The organism is Pedobacter cryoconitis (genome assembly GCF_003259615.1).
Lineage (GTDB): Bacteria > Bacteroidota > Bacteroidia > Sphingobacteriales > Sphingobacteriaceae > Pedobacter > Pedobacter cryoconitis.
This window is the reverse complement of the sequence record NZ_QLLR01000010.1, coordinates 25764-42796: the sequence shown is the minus strand read 5'-3', so window position 1 is coordinate 42796 and position 17033 is coordinate 25764. Positions and strand designations below refer to the sequence as shown.

Below are 17033 nucleotides of genomic sequence, written 5' to 3'. Positions count from 1 at the left end.
TAACAGCGTATCATGACAAATAACAACAACAGGAACAGTCGGGATGACAAGTCCAAACCGGGAAACCGAAGCACAACAGGTAATGGCCGTAGTGGAGCAGATAGTTCTTACAAGGGTAAAAGCAAGTTTGGGGATAAAGAGGGGAACGACAAGAGTAAATTTGGTGCTGGTAAAGATAACTACAGACCAAGAGCCAGTAAAGATGGTGATGATTTTAAAGCAAGACCTCCAAGAGACGGTGATAGTAGTTTCAGACCAAGACCAGGCAGAGACGGTGAAGCAAAAAGCTTTTCATCAAGACCTCCAAGAGATGGTGAAAGACCCAGAGCAGGCAGAGACGGCGATGCAAAGAGCTTCTCATCAAGACCTCCAAGAGACGGTGAAAGACCCAGAGCAGGCAGAGACGGCGATGCAAAGAGCTTCTCATCAAGACCTCCAAGAGACGGTGAAAGACCCAGAGCAGGCAGAGACGGTGATGCAAAAAGCTTCTCGTCAAGAGGTGGTGCCGGCGGCAAAACATTCAAACCACGTGCATTTAAAGAAGGCAGTTCTAAAGAAATGCCAAGAAATGAAGGCCGTAGTTATATAAAGAAAGACAATTTCGGTACTGATGGTGAAAGACCATTCAGAACTTTCGAAGATAAAAAAAGCACTTCCAGAAGTACAGATAGCAGACCATTCAGAAAAAGAGAAGAAGGTGCTCCGGCAAAACCATATTCTGGTGCGCCAAGACCTTTTGCTGAAAAAGCGCCTGTTATGCGCAGCAGAAAGGAAAGCAGTTACAATGCAGCAGATGACGGAAAAATCCGTTTGAACCGTTACATTGCCAACTCGGGTATCTGTTCACGTCGTAAGGCAGATGAACTGATTGCTGCAGGTGTGGTTTCTGTAAATGGTGTACCGGTTTCTGAACTGGGACATAAAGTAGATCCGGGTAAAGACGAAGTACGTTACAATGGCGAATTGCTGAAACGTGAAAAGAAAGTTTACGTGATCTTAAATAAACCTAAAGACTATATTACTACTACTGATGATCCTCAGGAACGTCGTACAGTAATGTCCTTAGTAGAAAAAGCAAGCAGAGAACGTATTTATCCGGTTGGTCGTTTAGACCGCAATACAACAGGTCTTTTATTAATGACAAATGATGGTGATTTAGCAGATAAGTTATCTCATCCAAAAAATGGAATTACTAAAATCTACCATGTTGAATTAAGTAAAAGCTTAAGTCAGGGTGACCTGAACAAAATTCAGTTCGGTTTAGAGCTAGAAGATGGTGTAATTAAGCCAGATTCTGTATCTTACGTAGCCGGAGGTTCTAAACGTGAAGTAGGCATCCAGATCCACAGTGGTAAAAACAGGATTGTCCGCAGAATATTTGAACACCTGGGTTATGAAGTTGTTAAATTAGACCGTGTGGTTTATGGCAACCTGACCAAAAAAGATCTTCCACGTGGAAGATGGCGCTTTTTAGAAGAACATGAACTGATCCAGATCAAACATCTGATCCAGTAATTATAGCCTGATTTATGAGAAAACTATTTTGTCTGTTAACCGCTACCGTTTCTTTTTTCTCTGCTAAAGCACAAAAAGCAGATTACAACCTTGTCATCGGAACTTATACGGCTCCGGGTAAAAGTGAAGGAATTTATGTTTACGATTTTAACACCGCTGATGCTGCATTTAAGTTAAACAATGTAGAGAAGAACGTGATTAATCCAAGCTACCTGACTGTTACTCCTGACCGCAAATTTGTTTATGCGGTGAATGAAAACGGAGAGAAGAGTATGGTCAGTGCTTTTAGCTTTGATGCGGTTACCGGAAAATTAGGTTTTTTGAATAAACAAAACGCTGAAGGTGCAGATCCTTGTTATCTGATTGAAGATGATAAGAATGTACTGATTGCCAATTATTCAGGAGGTACTATCGGTATTTTCGGAAGAGAGGCAAATGGTGCATTAACCCCGGCTAAACAGGTAGTTAAACATATAGGATCAAGCATTAACAAAGACAGACAGAACAGTGCCCATGTTCACATGGTACGTTTCAGTCCTGACCACCGTTATGTGATTGTAAATGACCTGGGAAAAGATAAGGTTTATACTTACTCTTATCACAAAGATGCAGCACATGAGGTACTTGTTGTAAAAGATAGTATAAGTATCAAACCTGGCAGCGGACCAAGACACATTACCTTTAGCAGCAATGGCAAATTTGCCTACCTGGTACAGGAAATGACAGCCGGGGTAACCGTTTTCAGTTATGCTGACGGTACTTTTAAAAAGATCCAGGAAATTTCGATAGTAGCCAAAGACTTTAAAGGCGGGAACGGCGGTTCTGACATTCAGCTTACTGCCGACGGAAAGTTCTTATATGTAAGTAACAGAGGTACTGCCAATACGATTACAACCTTTGCAGTTGGAAGTGATGGAAAGCTGACCAGCAAAGGTCATATCAGTACTTTAGGCAACGGACCAAGAGCTTTCGTCATCGACCCTAGCGGTAACTGGCTGCTGGTTGGACACCAGTACACCAATAACGTGGTTATATTCAAACGGAACAAGGTAACTGGCGCATTAACAGACAGCGGAAAAAGAATCGATCTGGGAGCTCCTGTTTGCTTCGTATTCGTACCTAAGAAATAAAAGCTACTCATCAGGTATCCAAAATTCCTGATTATTTAGAAATAGAAAAGCCCGGTAAAATAATTACCGGGCTTTTTGTTTTTAAGCTGAAGAGCAATTACGCATGTGAAGCCGGTTGCAAAGCAAGGCTCTTAGCAATAATATCATTGTAATAGTCTACATACAGCGGTAATATCTTTTTCAAATCAAAATCCTGCGCTCTTTTAAACGCATTTTCTTTAAACGTGTTCAGCACTTCATCATTCTCCAGGATCATAATAGCTTTGTTTGCCATATCATCCACATCACCCACGTTGCTCATATAACCACAGAAACCATCTACATTCAATTCCGGTAAACCACCAGCATTAGAAGTAATGATAGGCACTTTACAAGCCATAGCCTCTAATGCAGCCAATCCAAAACTTTCCGTCTCAGAAGGCATCAGGAATAAATCGGCAACCGAAAGGATTTCCTCTACAGCATCCTGTTTTCCTAAAAAGCGTACATGATCACAAATACCAAGATCGCGGCATAACTGTTCATTATTCGCACGATCAGGCCCATCCCCTACCATCAGTAACTTAGAAGGGATTTTATTCAGGATCAATCTGAACATCTTGATCACATCAGCCGTTCTTTTCACTTTTCTGAAATTCGAGGTATGGATCAGGATTCTTTCATTGTTAGGCGCAATAGCCTTTTTGAAATGATCTTTTGGTTTCAGGCTGAATCTGCTGAAATCTATAAAGTTAGGAATCACTCTGATCTCATTTGTGATGTCAAAATGGTTATTCGTATCTTCTTTCAGGTCATTCGAAACCGTAGTAACTCCGTCAGATTTATTAATCGAGAAGGTGACTACTGGTTTATAAGTCGGATCTTTTCCAACTAATGTAATATCAGTTCCATGGAGCGTGGTTACAAACGGGATATAAATACCATAGGTTTCCAGGATCTGTTTCGCCATAAAGGCAGCAGAAGCATGTGGAATTGCATAATGTACATGCAGAATATCCAGCTTCTCAAACCGCACTACGTCTACCAGTTTACTGGCCAGTGCAGACTCATAAGGCGCATAGTCAAACAATGGATAATCCCGGACTGATACTTCATGATAATAAAGGTTAGCAGAGAAAAAGTCTAACCTTGCAGGCTGGCTATAGGTGATGAAATGGACTTGATGTCCTTCATCGGCCAATGCCTTTCCCAATTCTGTAGCGACAACACCACTACCGCCAAATGTAGGGTAACAAACAATACCTATCTTCATCAATTATAGATTATCTATAACAGTTTTAATTAAACTGTTTCACCCGCAAATTACCGTACTAAAACTGATCTTTGTGTTAAACAATTGCAATTATTTGATTTGTGACAGAATAACTTCTTCTGCAGAACAGGATTATTTCTTCATTTCGGCCTGAATGACCAAAAGCATTTCATTAGGCCGTTGTGTTCCAATGAAATATTCCAGCCCATCACGGTCTGTCAAAACTACCGCATCTTTCCCTGAAGAGTAAAAACGGATGCTTCCTTTGCGGTGCAGATTATAGACCGGGTTATTGAACAGATAGCTGCTATAAGTATCTTTTCTGACATCGGTGATACTATTTAAATCGATCTTCACCTTTTTGGCAGTCCACAGACCATCAATGATCATACTTTTATTGTGGATGATAGTTTTATACTGAATCAGAAATAACAAGGCAATAGAGATTCCGATGATCCCAAAACCCACCACAAGAAATAAATCTTGCGTATTGTCGCGATCTCTTTCATATACATATGCACCAAAACAGAAAGCGGCCATTAACAAACGGATACATATCCTGATGTAATCACGACCTATATATTGTTTCTCCAGAAAAGCGTACTTATTGCCCATTTAATTTAATTTCTGTTCGAATATAGCGACTTTTTTTGTGGTAGCGGTTACTTTATATCTATTGTCCTGACGTAAACCTGCCACCCAGACCACATCACCATTCCCATTAATGAGGATTGGAATACTATCTTTTTGGGGCAGAGGTATTTTCTGATCAATAAAGAAATCACTTAACTTTTTATAATTCCTCATCCCGATCGGCATAAAACGATCCCCCTCCTGCCAGCTTCTTACTACTATCGGGAATATTAACCTGTCTGCATCCAAAAATGCTTTCTGAGGATTATTCTCAAAAGATAACAATCCGGAATAAGAAATCTCAATCACCTGGTTGCCGAAAGCCACTGCGGTATCCGAAGGATGAATAATTTTGTTCTTGTAACCCTCTTCCGATGCTGTAACCGTCAGGATCAGTTCCTCCCGGTTCAGCGTAAGCCGGTGACTTGCACTATAAAAAGAAGTCCCGCTTTGTTTATTTAAAGAACCCAGTAAATCTTCCACCACTGTCTCCGTGAAATTATAATCCTTTAACAGTTCAAACAACAGAAGCCTTTGAGGGTCCAGTGCTTTAATTTTCTCCAGCGAAAGGTAAATACCATCTTTTCTTTCCTCAAACAAGTCTCTTCTGAGCTTAGCCACTACTTGTTGCAAGACCATTTCCGTTTCCGCAAAACGAAGAATATTATGTTCAAAAGTCTGTTCCAGATTAGGATTGATCTCTTTCAGCAACGGGATTACCCTTAATCTTAGTTTATTTCTCGCATAAGCAGTGCTTGAATTAGAGCTGTCTTCTACAAAATCATAACCCTTTCGATGGATAGACTCATCAATTCCCGCACGGGATAAAAATAACAGCGGCCTGATCAGGAAATCTCTTTTAGGCAGAATACCATGTAAACCCGCAATACCAGTTCCCCGCACTAAATTGAGCAGAACCGTTTCTATTGCATCGTCCTGATGATGCGCAACGGCTATATAATCATAATTTTCCTGCGTCCTTAGCTCTTCAAACCAGCGGTACCTCAAATCTCTCGCTGCCATCTGAGTGGATATTTTATGTTCAGCAGCATACGCTTTAGTGGTGAAATGTGTTACATATAACGGCACTTCAAGCTGGGAAGCAAGTGTACTGACAAAGCGTTCATCCCTTTGTGACTCTTCCGCTCTCAGTCCAAAATTACAATGTGCAATCCCAAACTTAAATCCTCCTTGCTTAAAAAGGTGCGCCATAAGCACGGAATCTTTTCCTCCGCTAACCGCTAAAAGAATTCGCTGGTCTGGATTGAATAAAGAATTCAGACGGATATAATCCAGGAAATTGTGCAAGAGTAACATCTGTCAAAAATAACGATTTGCTGCCAAAAGAAGCAGGAAGAGCTTTTTAAATTCACCAGACTAACAAAATATCAGATAAATTTCAAACAGGCAGCTATAATGGTCATCAAAAACCTAACTTTGTAAGGTGCGAAAAATTCACATTTCAAGTAAAATAAATACGCTTTTTAACGTTTATGATACAATCATGAACTCCATATATAGTAATCCGGCTTTCAGGATTGCAGGCATCCTCCTGTTTTTCTTGTTTCCCCTGTCACTTTCGGCACAGCAGAATGCGATTCAGACAGCACAACAAAGAACGAAGATCATCCTTCAAAGTTCAGAAAGAAGTAAGATTATTACAAAAACAGATATTACCTATTTAAGAAAGCCAGTCTTCAAACAGGACAATGCAATTCTTACCTGCGACAGTGCAGTCTTTTATACGTCCAAGAATTACTTCGAGGCATTTAATAACGTCCATATCAATCAGGCTGATACGATCAATATTTATTCAGATTTCCTGACTTACGATGGAAATGCAAAACTGGCCCATTTAACAAGTAATGTCCGTTTGCTGGACAGAACTTCGGTACTAACGACCAATGTACTGGACTACGCTATGGCTCCTAAGGTAGGTACTTATGTGAGCGGTGGTAAAATTGTCAATAAGGATGCAACCATCACCAGTAAAAACGGTTACTATTTTGCCAATAGCAGGGATGCTTATTTCCGGTACAATGTGCTCGTTGTTACCGAACAAAGTACTATCAAGTCTGATACCCTGAGATATAATACGCTGACCAACTGGGCTTATTTTTATGGCCCGACCAATATCAGGGAAAAAGACGGCGGTAATCTCTATACAGAGAACGGCGCATACAATACGAAAACAACTTATGCGTATTTTGGAAAAAACAACTTGTATACTTCGGGCAGTAAATCACTCAAAGGAGACAGTTTATATTATGACGGACGCGCTGGTTACGGTAAAGCAGTAAGAAATATTGTATTTAAAGATACTATTGATAAAATGCTGATGCACGGTCAGCTGGGCTATTATTATAAAAAGGATCAGCGTACCTTAGTGACTAAAAACGCTTATGCAGGTATGGGCACGAGTGATTCCATTCTGGTCAAAGACGTGAAGCGTCCGGACAGTTTATGGCTGGGAGCAGATACATTGGAAACACAAATGGTTCTGCAGAAAACTTTAAAGCTGATCAAAGGCCCTGTCCTTAAAAAGGATAATGAATTAGGGGAAGAAAGCAGAGAAGGCAGTAAGGTAGGCAGTAAAAAAGCAAAACCCGCAGACCCTAAAAAACCTGCGGCAGCGGCTGGCAAAAACCCTAAAGCACTCCCTTTAAAACTTGTTTTAACAGCAAAGGATAGTGTAAAAAGGGATAGTATGCTGAAAGCGAAAGTCCCCATTCAGAAAATTGATTCTATATTCAGAAAAGCAGCAGAAATCCGGGCGCTCGATACCTTACAGAAAAAGGCAGCAGTTGCAAAAATTGATGCAGTGATTAAAAAGGGTATTCCGGTTCTAAGTCAGGAAACCTTGAAAGCAGATAGTTTAAAATCAGGAATAAAAGCTGATCCGACTGTAAAAAAGGCAGCTCCGCCAAAGGATGTGCCTGCTGTAAAAACAACCGGTGCAGTATCAAAAACAGATACCGCAAAGATAAAAACGGCTATTACAAAAGTTAAAACTGATACTGCCAAACTCCATACCGATACCTCAAAACTTAAATCAGGTACGATAAAAATTAAAACAGACACAGCCAAGCTCAAAACCGGGGTAAAGCCAGTGCTTAAAAAAACAACCAAAGATAGTTTGCCCTTTAACCCGGCAGATACAGTACTGACGAGAAGTATTAAAGCTTATCACCATGTCAATGTCTTCAAGTCTAATATGCAGGCTAAAGCAGACTCCCTGTTTTATACCAGTGCAGATTCTACCCTACGCTGGTACAAGAACCCGATTATCTGGTCACAAAGTTCTCAGCAGACCGGGGATACGATCTATCTGCAACTGAGAAATAAAAAGATAAACTCTGTCCAGGTGATCAGTAACGCATTTGCCGTGAACGTTGATCCTGTAGATTCTGCAAAATTCAACCAGATCAAAGGTAAAATGATTACTGGTTTCTTTAAAGACGGGGCCCTGAACAGTATGTACGTGGATGGTAATGCAGAAAGTGTTTATTTCACGAAGACCGACGATGGCAAGAAATACGATAAGATGAACCAGACTATCAGCAGCCGGATTAAAGTTAATTTCCGGAAAAGTGAGATCTCGGAAGTCGTCCCCATTAAAGATGTCGAAGGCGCAACTACACCAGTTGCTGAAATCAAACAAGATGTAATTTTAACAGGTTTTATCTGGAAACCAGAATTAAGGCCACGTTCAAAAAGAGATATTACTAACCCAAGGGTAATTGCAAAGCCAAAAGCGGCCCCTAAAACAGTCGCTAAAGGAGCTGTTAAACCGGGTACAAAAATACCAGGAAAACCAGTGCCAAAAGATCCGAAAAATACTGCCATTGATGCAATTACGGATCAATTACCTGGTGGGGCCGGCGATATGCTCAAAAAAGCGGTTAAAGACGCTGACCCTCAAATTCTGAAAAATGCTGCTGATTCCCTGAACCTGAAAAAGAATAATATCCCTGCGTTGAAAAAGAGTGCTGATTCCTTAAAAAACAAGGTGGATTCACTAAAAAAGAATATCAATCCCTTAGATGTCATACAAAAAGTACCACCAAAAATTGCAGATACACTACAGAAAATAGTACCTCCATTATTGAAAAAAGCAGACTCTTTAGCTAAACAGCCTGTTCCTTTAAAAAAGCAATAAGCTTGTGCATGGCAATTGCCCGGTGACTGATTTTATTCTTCTGTTCCATGTCCATTTCAGCAAAAGTTACCTCATATCCGTCCGGCTGAAAAATCGGGTCATAACCGAAGCCATTTTCACCCGTGCGGCTTTCTCTGAGTGTCCCTTGAATTAATCCTTCGAAAAGAAACTCCTCACCGTTTTGAATTAAAGAAACCACTGTTCTGAAGCGTGCAGCACGATTTTGTTGCCCTTCCATTTTCTGTAAGACCAGATCAAGATTTGCAGCATCTCCCCTTTCACCAGCATAACGGGCAGAGTAAATCCCCGGTTCATTGTTTAACGCCTCTACTTCCAGGCCACTATCGTCAGCAAAACAATCCAGCTGATAATTGTCAACAACAAACCTGCTTTTTAAACCCGCATTCCCTGCAAAGCTATCTGCTGTTTCCGGAATGTCGGTCGTACAACCAATATCCTGCAGGTTCAGCACTTCATATTGTCCGGCTAATAATGAGCGGACCTCTTTTGTTTTATTTAGATTATTGGTTGCAAATACTAATTGTCTGATCATATGGACAGTTTCTTAAGACTGCCCCACAAAGCCTTCTTTCCAGCCTGATCATCAGCAAGCTGATCCAGGTTTGCGGAAAAAATAAGTTGTGCAGCACCTTGCATAATAATTTCATTTACAGGATATTCTCCCAGGCCAAGATGTAAAGGAGTGACACCAAAAGCGAAGACCAGGTTACTCTTAAAGAAGCTCCTGAACTCTTCAAAACCAGTGTTCGTATAAGCCGCATAATTCAGTAAAGCAAAATCATTCGCAGTTAGCTGAAGCGCTTTCACGATATTCCGCAACAACTCTTTTCCTTTGTCCGTGCTCACCTCATTCCCCGCATCATTTACCAGGATTAAAATATTTTTCTGATTCTTGCCAAGATACTTGAATACTACAGCTTCTGCCGAAGGCGTTTTAACCTCAGCAACTACCGCCTTAACTTCTGGCATTTGCTGTTCCACAACCGGGATTTCAACTTCCACAACAGGAATTACAACTTCAATAACCGGGGTGGAGAGTGCAGGAGCAGGATTTCCGGGCACAGCAATACGAGCAGATGTAAGCTCAGGTTGTGCCGCAGCAAGTATTTTATCATCACTATTGACCAGGTAAATATCTTCCGTAAAAAATAAACGGAGAGCTTCTGCGCTGGTGGTTAACTGTTCACCCATGAATTGTGCCTTTTTTGGGAAATATTTTTTGTGTTAAAATTAGTTAAATATCTTATTATAGTGCCTTAATTTATTACTTTTATACCTTAAAAATACCATTTAGACCTTTTGTGAGAAAAATCTGTTTTATTCTTGTTCTCTGTTTTTTCTATTTCAGTACTGTCGCACAAAGCGTAGCTGTAATCAACGGCAGCCCTGTAAGCCAGAAAGAATTTGTATGGGTATATCAGAAACATCGTCCGGGGAATCCCAAGCCAACATTAACGGATTTAATTTCGTTTTTAAACATATACATTGATTTTAAGCTGAAAGTTCAGGATGCCCTGGAGGCCGGATTAGATAAAGACAGTACCTATATCGCTGAAACCAGAAATTATGAGCAGGCCTTATTAGCCTCAGCACCACCAGAAGCTAAAGGCGCAGACTTTTCACTGGTTGTTAACGAGTTTAAAGAGGCCCTTTTACTTTTCAATATTTCCGAGAAGAAAATCTGGGACGGACTGGAGAATAACGACAAGCAGATCCATGAATATTATAATGCCCATGCGGAGTCCTATCCTTCGATGTCATATGAAGACAGTAAAAGTGAGGTTGCCGAAGACTATCAGAAGCAACTCGACTGTAAATGGATCACTGCGCTGCGCAACAAATACAAAATAACCATAGATCAGCGTACCTTAAGCAAACTGATCACAGAATAGCACAGACAAATCATTGAATAATAGTAAATTTGCAAATAGAATATAATTGAAAATAGTATAATGAAGAAAATTTTATTGATGGCAAGCGGATTGCTCTTCTTGTTTTTAAACGTACAATCCCAGACAAAAAGCGTAGATAAGGTGATTGCGGTACTGGGAAGCGATGTAATCCTACTGTCGGAATTAAACCAGCAATACGTCATGTACCTGAATTCGGGGAATCCTGTGGATGAGAAAGTAAAGTGTTACATCCTTCAACAAATGCTGGTTCAACATCTATTAAAACAACAAGCGAATATTGACTCCGTGATGGTGGATGATAAGCAAGTGGATGATGAGCTGGATAAAAGAATGCGTTACCAGATTCAGCGTGCAGGAGGCCAGGACAAACTGGAAGAATTCCTGAACCGTTCAGTATTACAATATAAAGATGAGCTTAGACCTGACGTTAAAGATCAGCTTCAGGCGAATAAAATGCAGGGAACGATCACTGAGAAAGTGAGTATTACACCTGTAGAAGTAAGAAAATACTACGATTCTTACAAAAAAGACAGTTTACCTGACATTCCTGCTGAATATGAAGTTGGAGAGATCGTAATCAACCCAGAGCTTACAAAATCAGAAAAACAACGCTTCTTTGATAAGCTTGATGCGATAAGGCTGCGTGTTAAAAGCGGAGAAGACTTCGGCTTTTTAGCAAAAACTTACTCTGAAGATCCGGGTTCAGCACCAGAAGGTGGTGACTTAGGATTCTTTGACCGTACGATGATGGCAAAAGAATTTACAGCTTATGCCTTCAAACTAAAACCAGGAGAACTTTCGCCAGTATTTGAAACAGACTTCGGATTCCACGTCTTACAAGTTGTAGAACGAAGAGGAGAGCAAGTTCACGCCCGTCACATTCTGATTCGTCCGCAAACTACCCCGCAGAGTCTGGACCGTGCAAAACTACACGCAGACAGTGTTTACAATAATGTAATCGCTAACAAACTGAGTTTCTCGGCAGCAGCATCCCTATACTCTTCGAACAAAGAATCTAAATACAACGGAGGTATGCTATTATTTGCAGATAACGTTACAGCGAGAACGACTTTCATTCCTGCTGACAAATTAGATCCAAAAGTATTCCTTGTCGTAGATACCATGAAAGTTGGTGAAATCTCAAAACCAGTACCCTTTACAGGAGCTGACGGAAAAGAAGGCTTTAAAATTATTCTTTTAAAATCTAAGATTGCCCCGCACAAAGGTAACCTTGAACAAGATTACGCTAAGTTCAAAGAAAAGGCCCAGCAACAAAAAATGGATAGAGTAATGAGTGAATGGTTTGAAAAAAGAAGAAAAAGCACTTATATTAGAATCGATCCTGACTACTCAACCTGTGATGAGCTGAAGATCTGGACTAAACCAATCCCAGAAGAAACAAAATAATTATGCAGTACACTAACGACAAGGCGGCAGTAGATGCCCTTCACCAATTTTATAAGGATATAAAGAATGAAATTGGTAAAGTCGTTATTGGACAGGATGAAGCTGTTAAATCGGTACTAATCTCCATCCTGAGCAATGGACACTGCTTACTCGTAGGTGTTCCCGGGCTGGCAAAGACCCTACTGGTGCAAACCGTAGCAGATGTGCTTGACCTTAACTTTAACAGAATACAATTTACCCCCGATCTGATGCCAGGGGATATTATTGGCTCAGAAATCTTAGGAGAAGACAGGAACTTTAAGTTCATTAAAGGCCCTGTCTTCTCTAATATTGTTCTTGCTGACGAAATCAACAGGACCCCTCCAAAAACCCAGGCTGCCCTTTTAGAAGCCATGCAGGAGAAATCCGTTACCGCAGCCGGTCACAAACACATCTTACCCAAACCCTTTTTCGTTCTTGCTACCCAGAACCCCATCGAACAAGAAGGTACTTACCCCCTTCCCGAAGCCCAGCTTGACCGTTTCATGTTCAACGTGCTGCTGACCTACCCAACCTTCCAGGAAGAACTTACTATCGTTAAAAACTCTACCGGCAACAACCCCGTTACCCTCAAAAAACTAATCAACGCCGAGCAGATCCAATACTTCCAGCAATTGATCCGTACCATTCCCGTGACCGATAACGTACTGGAATATGCGGTAAAACTAACCGGAAAAACCCGTCCCGGAAACCCATTGGCAACCCCTGAAATCAACCAGTATGTCAACTGGGGAGCAGGCCCGAGGGCCTCCCAATTTCTTATTCTCGGTGCTAAATGCCATGCCGCAATCTCCGGAAAGTACTCCCCGGACATCGAAGACGTTCAAGCCGTTGCAGAAGCTATTCTCCGCCACCGTATCGTAAGAAACTACCGTGCCGAAGCCGAAGGCCTGTCCGTAGAGAAAATCATTAAGAACCTGCTATAACAAGCTTTCTCAGCAACAAAAGGAAACATATATACTCAGTTTAGGTTCCACCAAACAGGTACTTCACTTTATTTCTTCAACTGGTTTCTCCTCTTTATTTCTTCAACTGGTTTCTTCTCTTTATTTCCTCAACTAGTTTCTTCACTTTATTTCCTCAACTGGTTTCTCCTCTTTATTTCCTCAACTGGTTTCTTCACTTTATTTCCTCAACTCGTTTCTTCACTTTATTTCCTCAACTAGTTTCTCCTCTTTATTTCCTCAACTAGTTTCTTCACTTTATTTCCTCAACTGGTTTCTTTTCTTTATTTCACCTCCCTGCCCAACTGAAGAACTGTTATCCATATTTTTCATGATTGTGTATTTCCGGCGGGTTAGTATTTCCGGTTTACAATGGGCTATCCCCAGAAAGCAAAAAAACAGGGTGTGCTGTTTTCCTGACCTTCGGCTCCCCTTCAGGAGGCGACCAGTCTGAAAATAGCACACCCTGTTTTTTTGACCCCTCAGAAGAAACCCCCTTCCAACCGGAAAAACTACTTGACAGGCAATTCCAATTGCTGGAATAAATTGGGATAATCAGTGATGATACCATCGACCCCCAACCCCACCATATACTCCATATCCTTCAAACTATTCACCGTCCACGGCACGATCTTGATTCCCGCTTCATGGCACCTGTCCACTAACCCTTTCCCAACCAATACCGCGTACGGACTATAAAACGTCGGGCTGAACCCAAGATCCTTGATATTATTCTCAAAATCCTCCTTCTCATCGATCATCAGTGCCGTTCTCACTTTCGGATAATGCTCATGCACATATTGCAAACACCTCACATCAAAAGCCTGTATAACTGCCCTTTTAGTCATCTTTTTCTTCACTACCACATCCATTACCAACTGTGAAAACTCTGCCGGTTCAGGATGGAATACCGAATCACCCTTACGGATAGTTTTAATTTCGATTGCATAATTAGGCTTAGGCAACTTATGCAGCTTTACATAAGCCTCTACCGAATCTATTACCTCACTCAGCAGCGGCTTATACGCCTTATACTTCTGCTGACCAGGATAACGCTTATGAACCTTGCTTCCCACATCATACTTTCGGATCTGGTCATAATCCATTTCATACATATTATACTTTTTCTCGTCCTTCAGCGGAATATCCTTCCCATCCGGCGTGAGGCTGATCTCATTGTTAAAATAAGGCTCATGAGAAAGCACTACCTGCTTATCTTTTGATATGACTACATTCATCCCTAAAGTCGTTACTCCAAGATCCAGCGAACGCAGCATACCACCAATCGTATTTTCAGGCATTAAACCCCTTGCCCCCCTTTGCCCCTGCTTATCAAAAGTCTGACTATAACCCTGTACATAACAACACAACAATGCAACTCCAAACAGTAAGTATTTCTTCATAATTCTTTTCTTTAATCATTTAACGGTTAAATACCATTTATGATACAACCCAGATACCCTCAATAAAAAAGGGCTTCTTAACACCAGCCTAAAACTAAACCGGCACTAAGAAACCCTTTTTATTTGAGAATAAGAAACTTAGCGTTCCGCAGGAACGTAAATCTGCTGAATAAGATTCCAGTTAAAATCAGGCTGACGCTCATAAATGAACACATAATTAAAACTCTCTCTTAAATCCGTTCTGTAGTCAATCGTTGCTACCCCGTAAGTATAAGCTAAATCTCCACCAGCAGCCTTATCAGCACCAACAGTTCTTAAGCTCATTTTATCAACCATGCTATTATAAAAAGCGATGATCTTATCTTTTCCAATTACAGGCTCATAACCTGGGAAAACAACTCTTGCATCCGGATTCAGGAAACCACCATAAGCAGCAATCCCGTAAGACTTTAAGGTCATGTTCAACGTCTTTTCAGTTGTCAGAATTATATCTTTTCCAGCAGCCAATTGTTTTGGCCCAGCGAATTTTGGTTTAAAATAATCCTTAGGCTCTACAAAATGAGTAGTAACCGGTTTTAAAGGCTTATGATGTTCCGCACCTAAATCCAAAGCAACTTCCCACTTTCCATTAACTGCTTTCCACACCGTAAGATAATCACCATAAGTTTTAGTTTCTCCTTCTACCGTGTAACCACCAGAAGTAAAACCCCAGTCTCCGCTGCGTGAAACCCTTGCATAATCAGGAGTCCAGCTTAGATTTTTATCATTAGGCTGGCTTGCATAATATGTTTTTACATCTACCGGGTTGGGTCTGAATACCAAAGCACCTTTCGCACTATATGCGTCAAAGGCAGATTTAATGCCATCCTTTGCTGCAGTTGCTGCAAATTCCTCTTCCGCTTTTACTAATGATTTAGTAGTGCCATCAGTATGCTGAGCAGTTGCTCCCAAGGTAAAAGTTGCAGCCATTAGGGTGCAGATAATTTTATTGATCATGGTTTAGTTTATAGTATTAAAATATAAGGGTTATAGTATTAAACGTATGGGTTACAGTATTAAAAGGCTGCAGTATTAAAATTTAACAAGTGATAAGATTATAATTTATTCCACGTAGTACCTTCTTTGCTATCTTTTAACTGGATACCAATATCCTGAAGGCCGATACGTATCTTATCAGAAGTAGCATAATCTTTATTCTCTTTTGCACTCTTTCTAATATCGATAACCATATCCAATACATCATTTAATTCCGTATTTGAACTCTCCTCATCTTTTAATCCAAAAATATCATAAACAAAATCCTGCATCAATTGTTTCAATTTCTCCAGTTCAACAGCAGAAATACTACCCTTACCATCATAAACAGTATTGATAATTCTTGCGGCCTCGAACAATTCTGCAATCACTACAGGGCTGTTAAAATCGTCATTCATTGCCTTTACACAATTCAACCTGATCGGTTCGATTTCAAAATCTCCCGTTTCAGCAGGTGTTAATTTATCCAGCAGACTTAAAGAATTCATTAATCTTCTGAACCCCTTTTCTGAAGCATCCAATGCGTCATTTGAGAAATCCAGCGTACTGCGGTAATGCGCCTGAAGCATAAAAAACTTAACAGTCATCGGGCTATATCCTTTTGTTAACAAAGGATGATCACCAGAAAACAACTGTAAAGGCATAAAACCATTACCAGCAGTTTTAGACATTCTTGCCCCATTAACAGTTAACATATTCGTGTGCATCCAATATTTTGCAGGATGCTTATGATAACAAGCCTCCGACTGTGCAATTTCGTTGGTATGGTGCGTAGCCGCTAAATCCATTCCACCACCATGAATATCAAACTCCTCGCCCAGATACTTCGCACTCATTGCAGAGCACTCAATATGCCAGCCCGGAAATCCAACACCCCATGGGGACTGCCAGCGCATCAATGTTTCAGGCTTCGCCTTAATCCATAACGCAAAATCAAGTCTGCCGCGTTTCTCATCCTGTCCGCCTAACTCTCTCGTATTAGCCATCATATCGTCCAGATTACGATTAGTTAATACCGTATAATTATAAGTTTGACTATACTTTTCTACATCAAAATATACCGTTCCATTAGTCTCATAAGCATAACCATTGGCGATAATATCTTTAATCATTTCAATCTGCTCGATAATATGACCAGTTGCCGTAGGCTCAATACTTGGCGGCAAAGTATTGAACATCCGCAATACATCATGAAAACCCAATGTATATTTCTGTACAATCTCCATAGGCTCCAGCTGCTCCAGTTTTGCTCTTTTCGCAAACTTATCATCACCCTCATCACGATCACCCTCTAAATGGCCCGCATCCGTTATATTACGAACATAACGAACCTTGAAACCCATATACTTCAGGTATCTGAAGATTAAATCAAAAGAAATGAAAGTACGGCAGTTACCCAAATGCACATCACTGTAAACAGTAGGCCCGCAAACGTACATTCCAACATGATGTCCGTTTAAGGGTTCGAAATTCTCTTTTTTGCGCGTAAGGGTATTGTATAGCTGTAAACCGTTCTCCATTAGTATATATATTTATTTTAGTCCGGGAATATGCAGGACTGAAGATAACAAAGATAAAAATT

The 17033-nt window shown here is 40.7% G+C and carries 14 protein-coding genes; 6 read left to right on the top strand and 8 right to left on the bottom strand.

Annotation, left to right across the window (positions count from 1 at the left end):
* Positions 1-12 precede the first annotated feature (12 nt).
* Both LY11_RS11965 and LY11_RS11960 read left to right on the top strand, forming a co-directional pair.
* Entirely contained in the window at positions 13-1515 is a 1503-nt protein-coding gene (locus LY11_RS11965) for a pseudouridine synthase (protein WP_111633932.1), read from the top strand.
* Positions 1516-1529: 14 nt separating this feature from the next.
* Positions 1530-2645, top strand: a complete 1116-nt coding sequence (locus LY11_RS11960) for a lactonase family protein (RefSeq protein WP_111633931.1) — start codon at positions 1530-1532, stop codon at positions 2643-2645.
* 97 nt (positions 2646-2742) lie between these two features.
* Here the strand turns inward: LY11_RS11960 and bshA are convergent, their stop codons facing one another.
* From bshA to tilS, 3 genes are all read right to left on the bottom strand, one after another.
* Complete coding sequence (gene bshA, locus LY11_RS11955) at positions 2743-3897, bottom strand: N-acetyl-alpha-D-glucosaminyl L-malate synthase BshA (protein ID WP_111633930.1); 1155 nt, start codon at positions 3895-3897, stop codon at positions 2743-2745.
* A 132-nt stretch (positions 3898-4029) separates the two neighbouring features.
* Entirely contained in the window at positions 4030-4512 is a 483-nt protein-coding gene (locus LY11_RS11950) for a hypothetical protein (protein ID WP_111633929.1), read from the bottom strand.
* Positions 4513-5847, bottom strand: a complete 1335-nt coding sequence (gene tilS, locus LY11_RS11945; RefSeq protein ID WP_111633928.1) for a tRNA lysidine(34) synthetase TilS — start codon at positions 5845-5847, stop codon at positions 4513-4515.
* A 187-nt stretch (positions 5848-6034) separates the two neighbouring features.
* On the opposite strand from tilS, the gene LY11_RS11940 reads away from it, so the two are divergent.
* On the top strand, positions 6035-8689 hold the full coding sequence (locus LY11_RS11940) for an OstA-like protein (protein WP_111633927.1): 2655 nt from the start codon (positions 6035-6037) through the stop codon (positions 8687-8689).
* Here LY11_RS11940 and LY11_RS11935 read toward each other — a convergent pair.
* On the bottom strand, positions 8658-9242 hold the full coding sequence (locus LY11_RS11935) for a non-canonical purine NTP diphosphatase (protein ID WP_170132676.1): 585 nt from the start codon (positions 9240-9242) through the stop codon (positions 8658-8660). The two genes, LY11_RS11940 and LY11_RS11935, sit on opposite strands and share 32 nt — an antisense overlap.
* Positions 9239-9901 (bottom strand): hypothetical protein, encoded by a 663-nt coding sequence (locus tag LY11_RS11930; protein WP_111633926.1) that lies wholly within the window; start codon positions 9899-9901, stop codon positions 9239-9241. The genes LY11_RS11935 and LY11_RS11930 overlap by 4 nt, the downstream gene beginning before the upstream one ends.
* 110 nt (positions 9902-10011) lie before the next feature.
* Between LY11_RS11930 and LY11_RS11925 the strand changes: the two genes are divergently transcribed.
* Genes LY11_RS11925 through LY11_RS11915 form a run of 3 tightly spaced genes read left to right on the top strand, consistent with a single transcriptional unit; the run spans position 10012 to position 12995 of the window.
* The gene (locus LY11_RS11925) at positions 10012-10602 is read left to right on the top strand and encodes a hypothetical protein (RefSeq protein ID WP_111633925.1); all 591 of its coding nucleotides are present in this window, start codon (positions 10012-10014) and stop codon (positions 10600-10602) included.
* Between the two features lie 60 nt (positions 10603-10662).
* A complete protein-coding gene (locus LY11_RS11920) occupies positions 10663-12030 on the top strand; it encodes a peptidylprolyl isomerase (protein WP_111633924.1) in 1368 nt (455 codons plus the stop codon).
* Positions 12031-12032: 2 nt separating this feature from the next.
* Complete coding sequence (locus LY11_RS11915) at positions 12033-12995, top strand: AAA family ATPase (protein WP_111633923.1); 963 nt, start codon at positions 12033-12035, stop codon at positions 12993-12995.
* 530 nt (positions 12996-13525) lie between these two features.
* On the opposite strand, the gene LY11_RS11910 is transcribed toward LY11_RS11915, so the two are convergent.
* From LY11_RS11910 to cysS, 3 genes are all read right to left on the bottom strand, one after another.
* Entirely contained in the window at positions 13526-14416 is an 891-nt protein-coding gene (locus tag LY11_RS11910) for a glycerophosphodiester phosphodiesterase family protein (protein WP_111633922.1), read from the bottom strand.
* Between the two features lie 138 nt (positions 14417-14554).
* Positions 14555-15412, bottom strand: a complete 858-nt coding sequence (locus LY11_RS11905; RefSeq protein ID WP_111633921.1) for a nuclear transport factor 2 family protein — start codon at positions 15410-15412, stop codon at positions 14555-14557.
* Positions 15413-15510: 98 nt separating this feature from the next.
* Positions 15511-16971, bottom strand: a complete 1461-nt coding sequence (gene cysS, locus LY11_RS11900; protein WP_111633920.1) for a cysteine--tRNA ligase — start codon at positions 16969-16971, stop codon at positions 15511-15513.
* Positions 16972-17033: the final 62 nt, after the last annotated feature.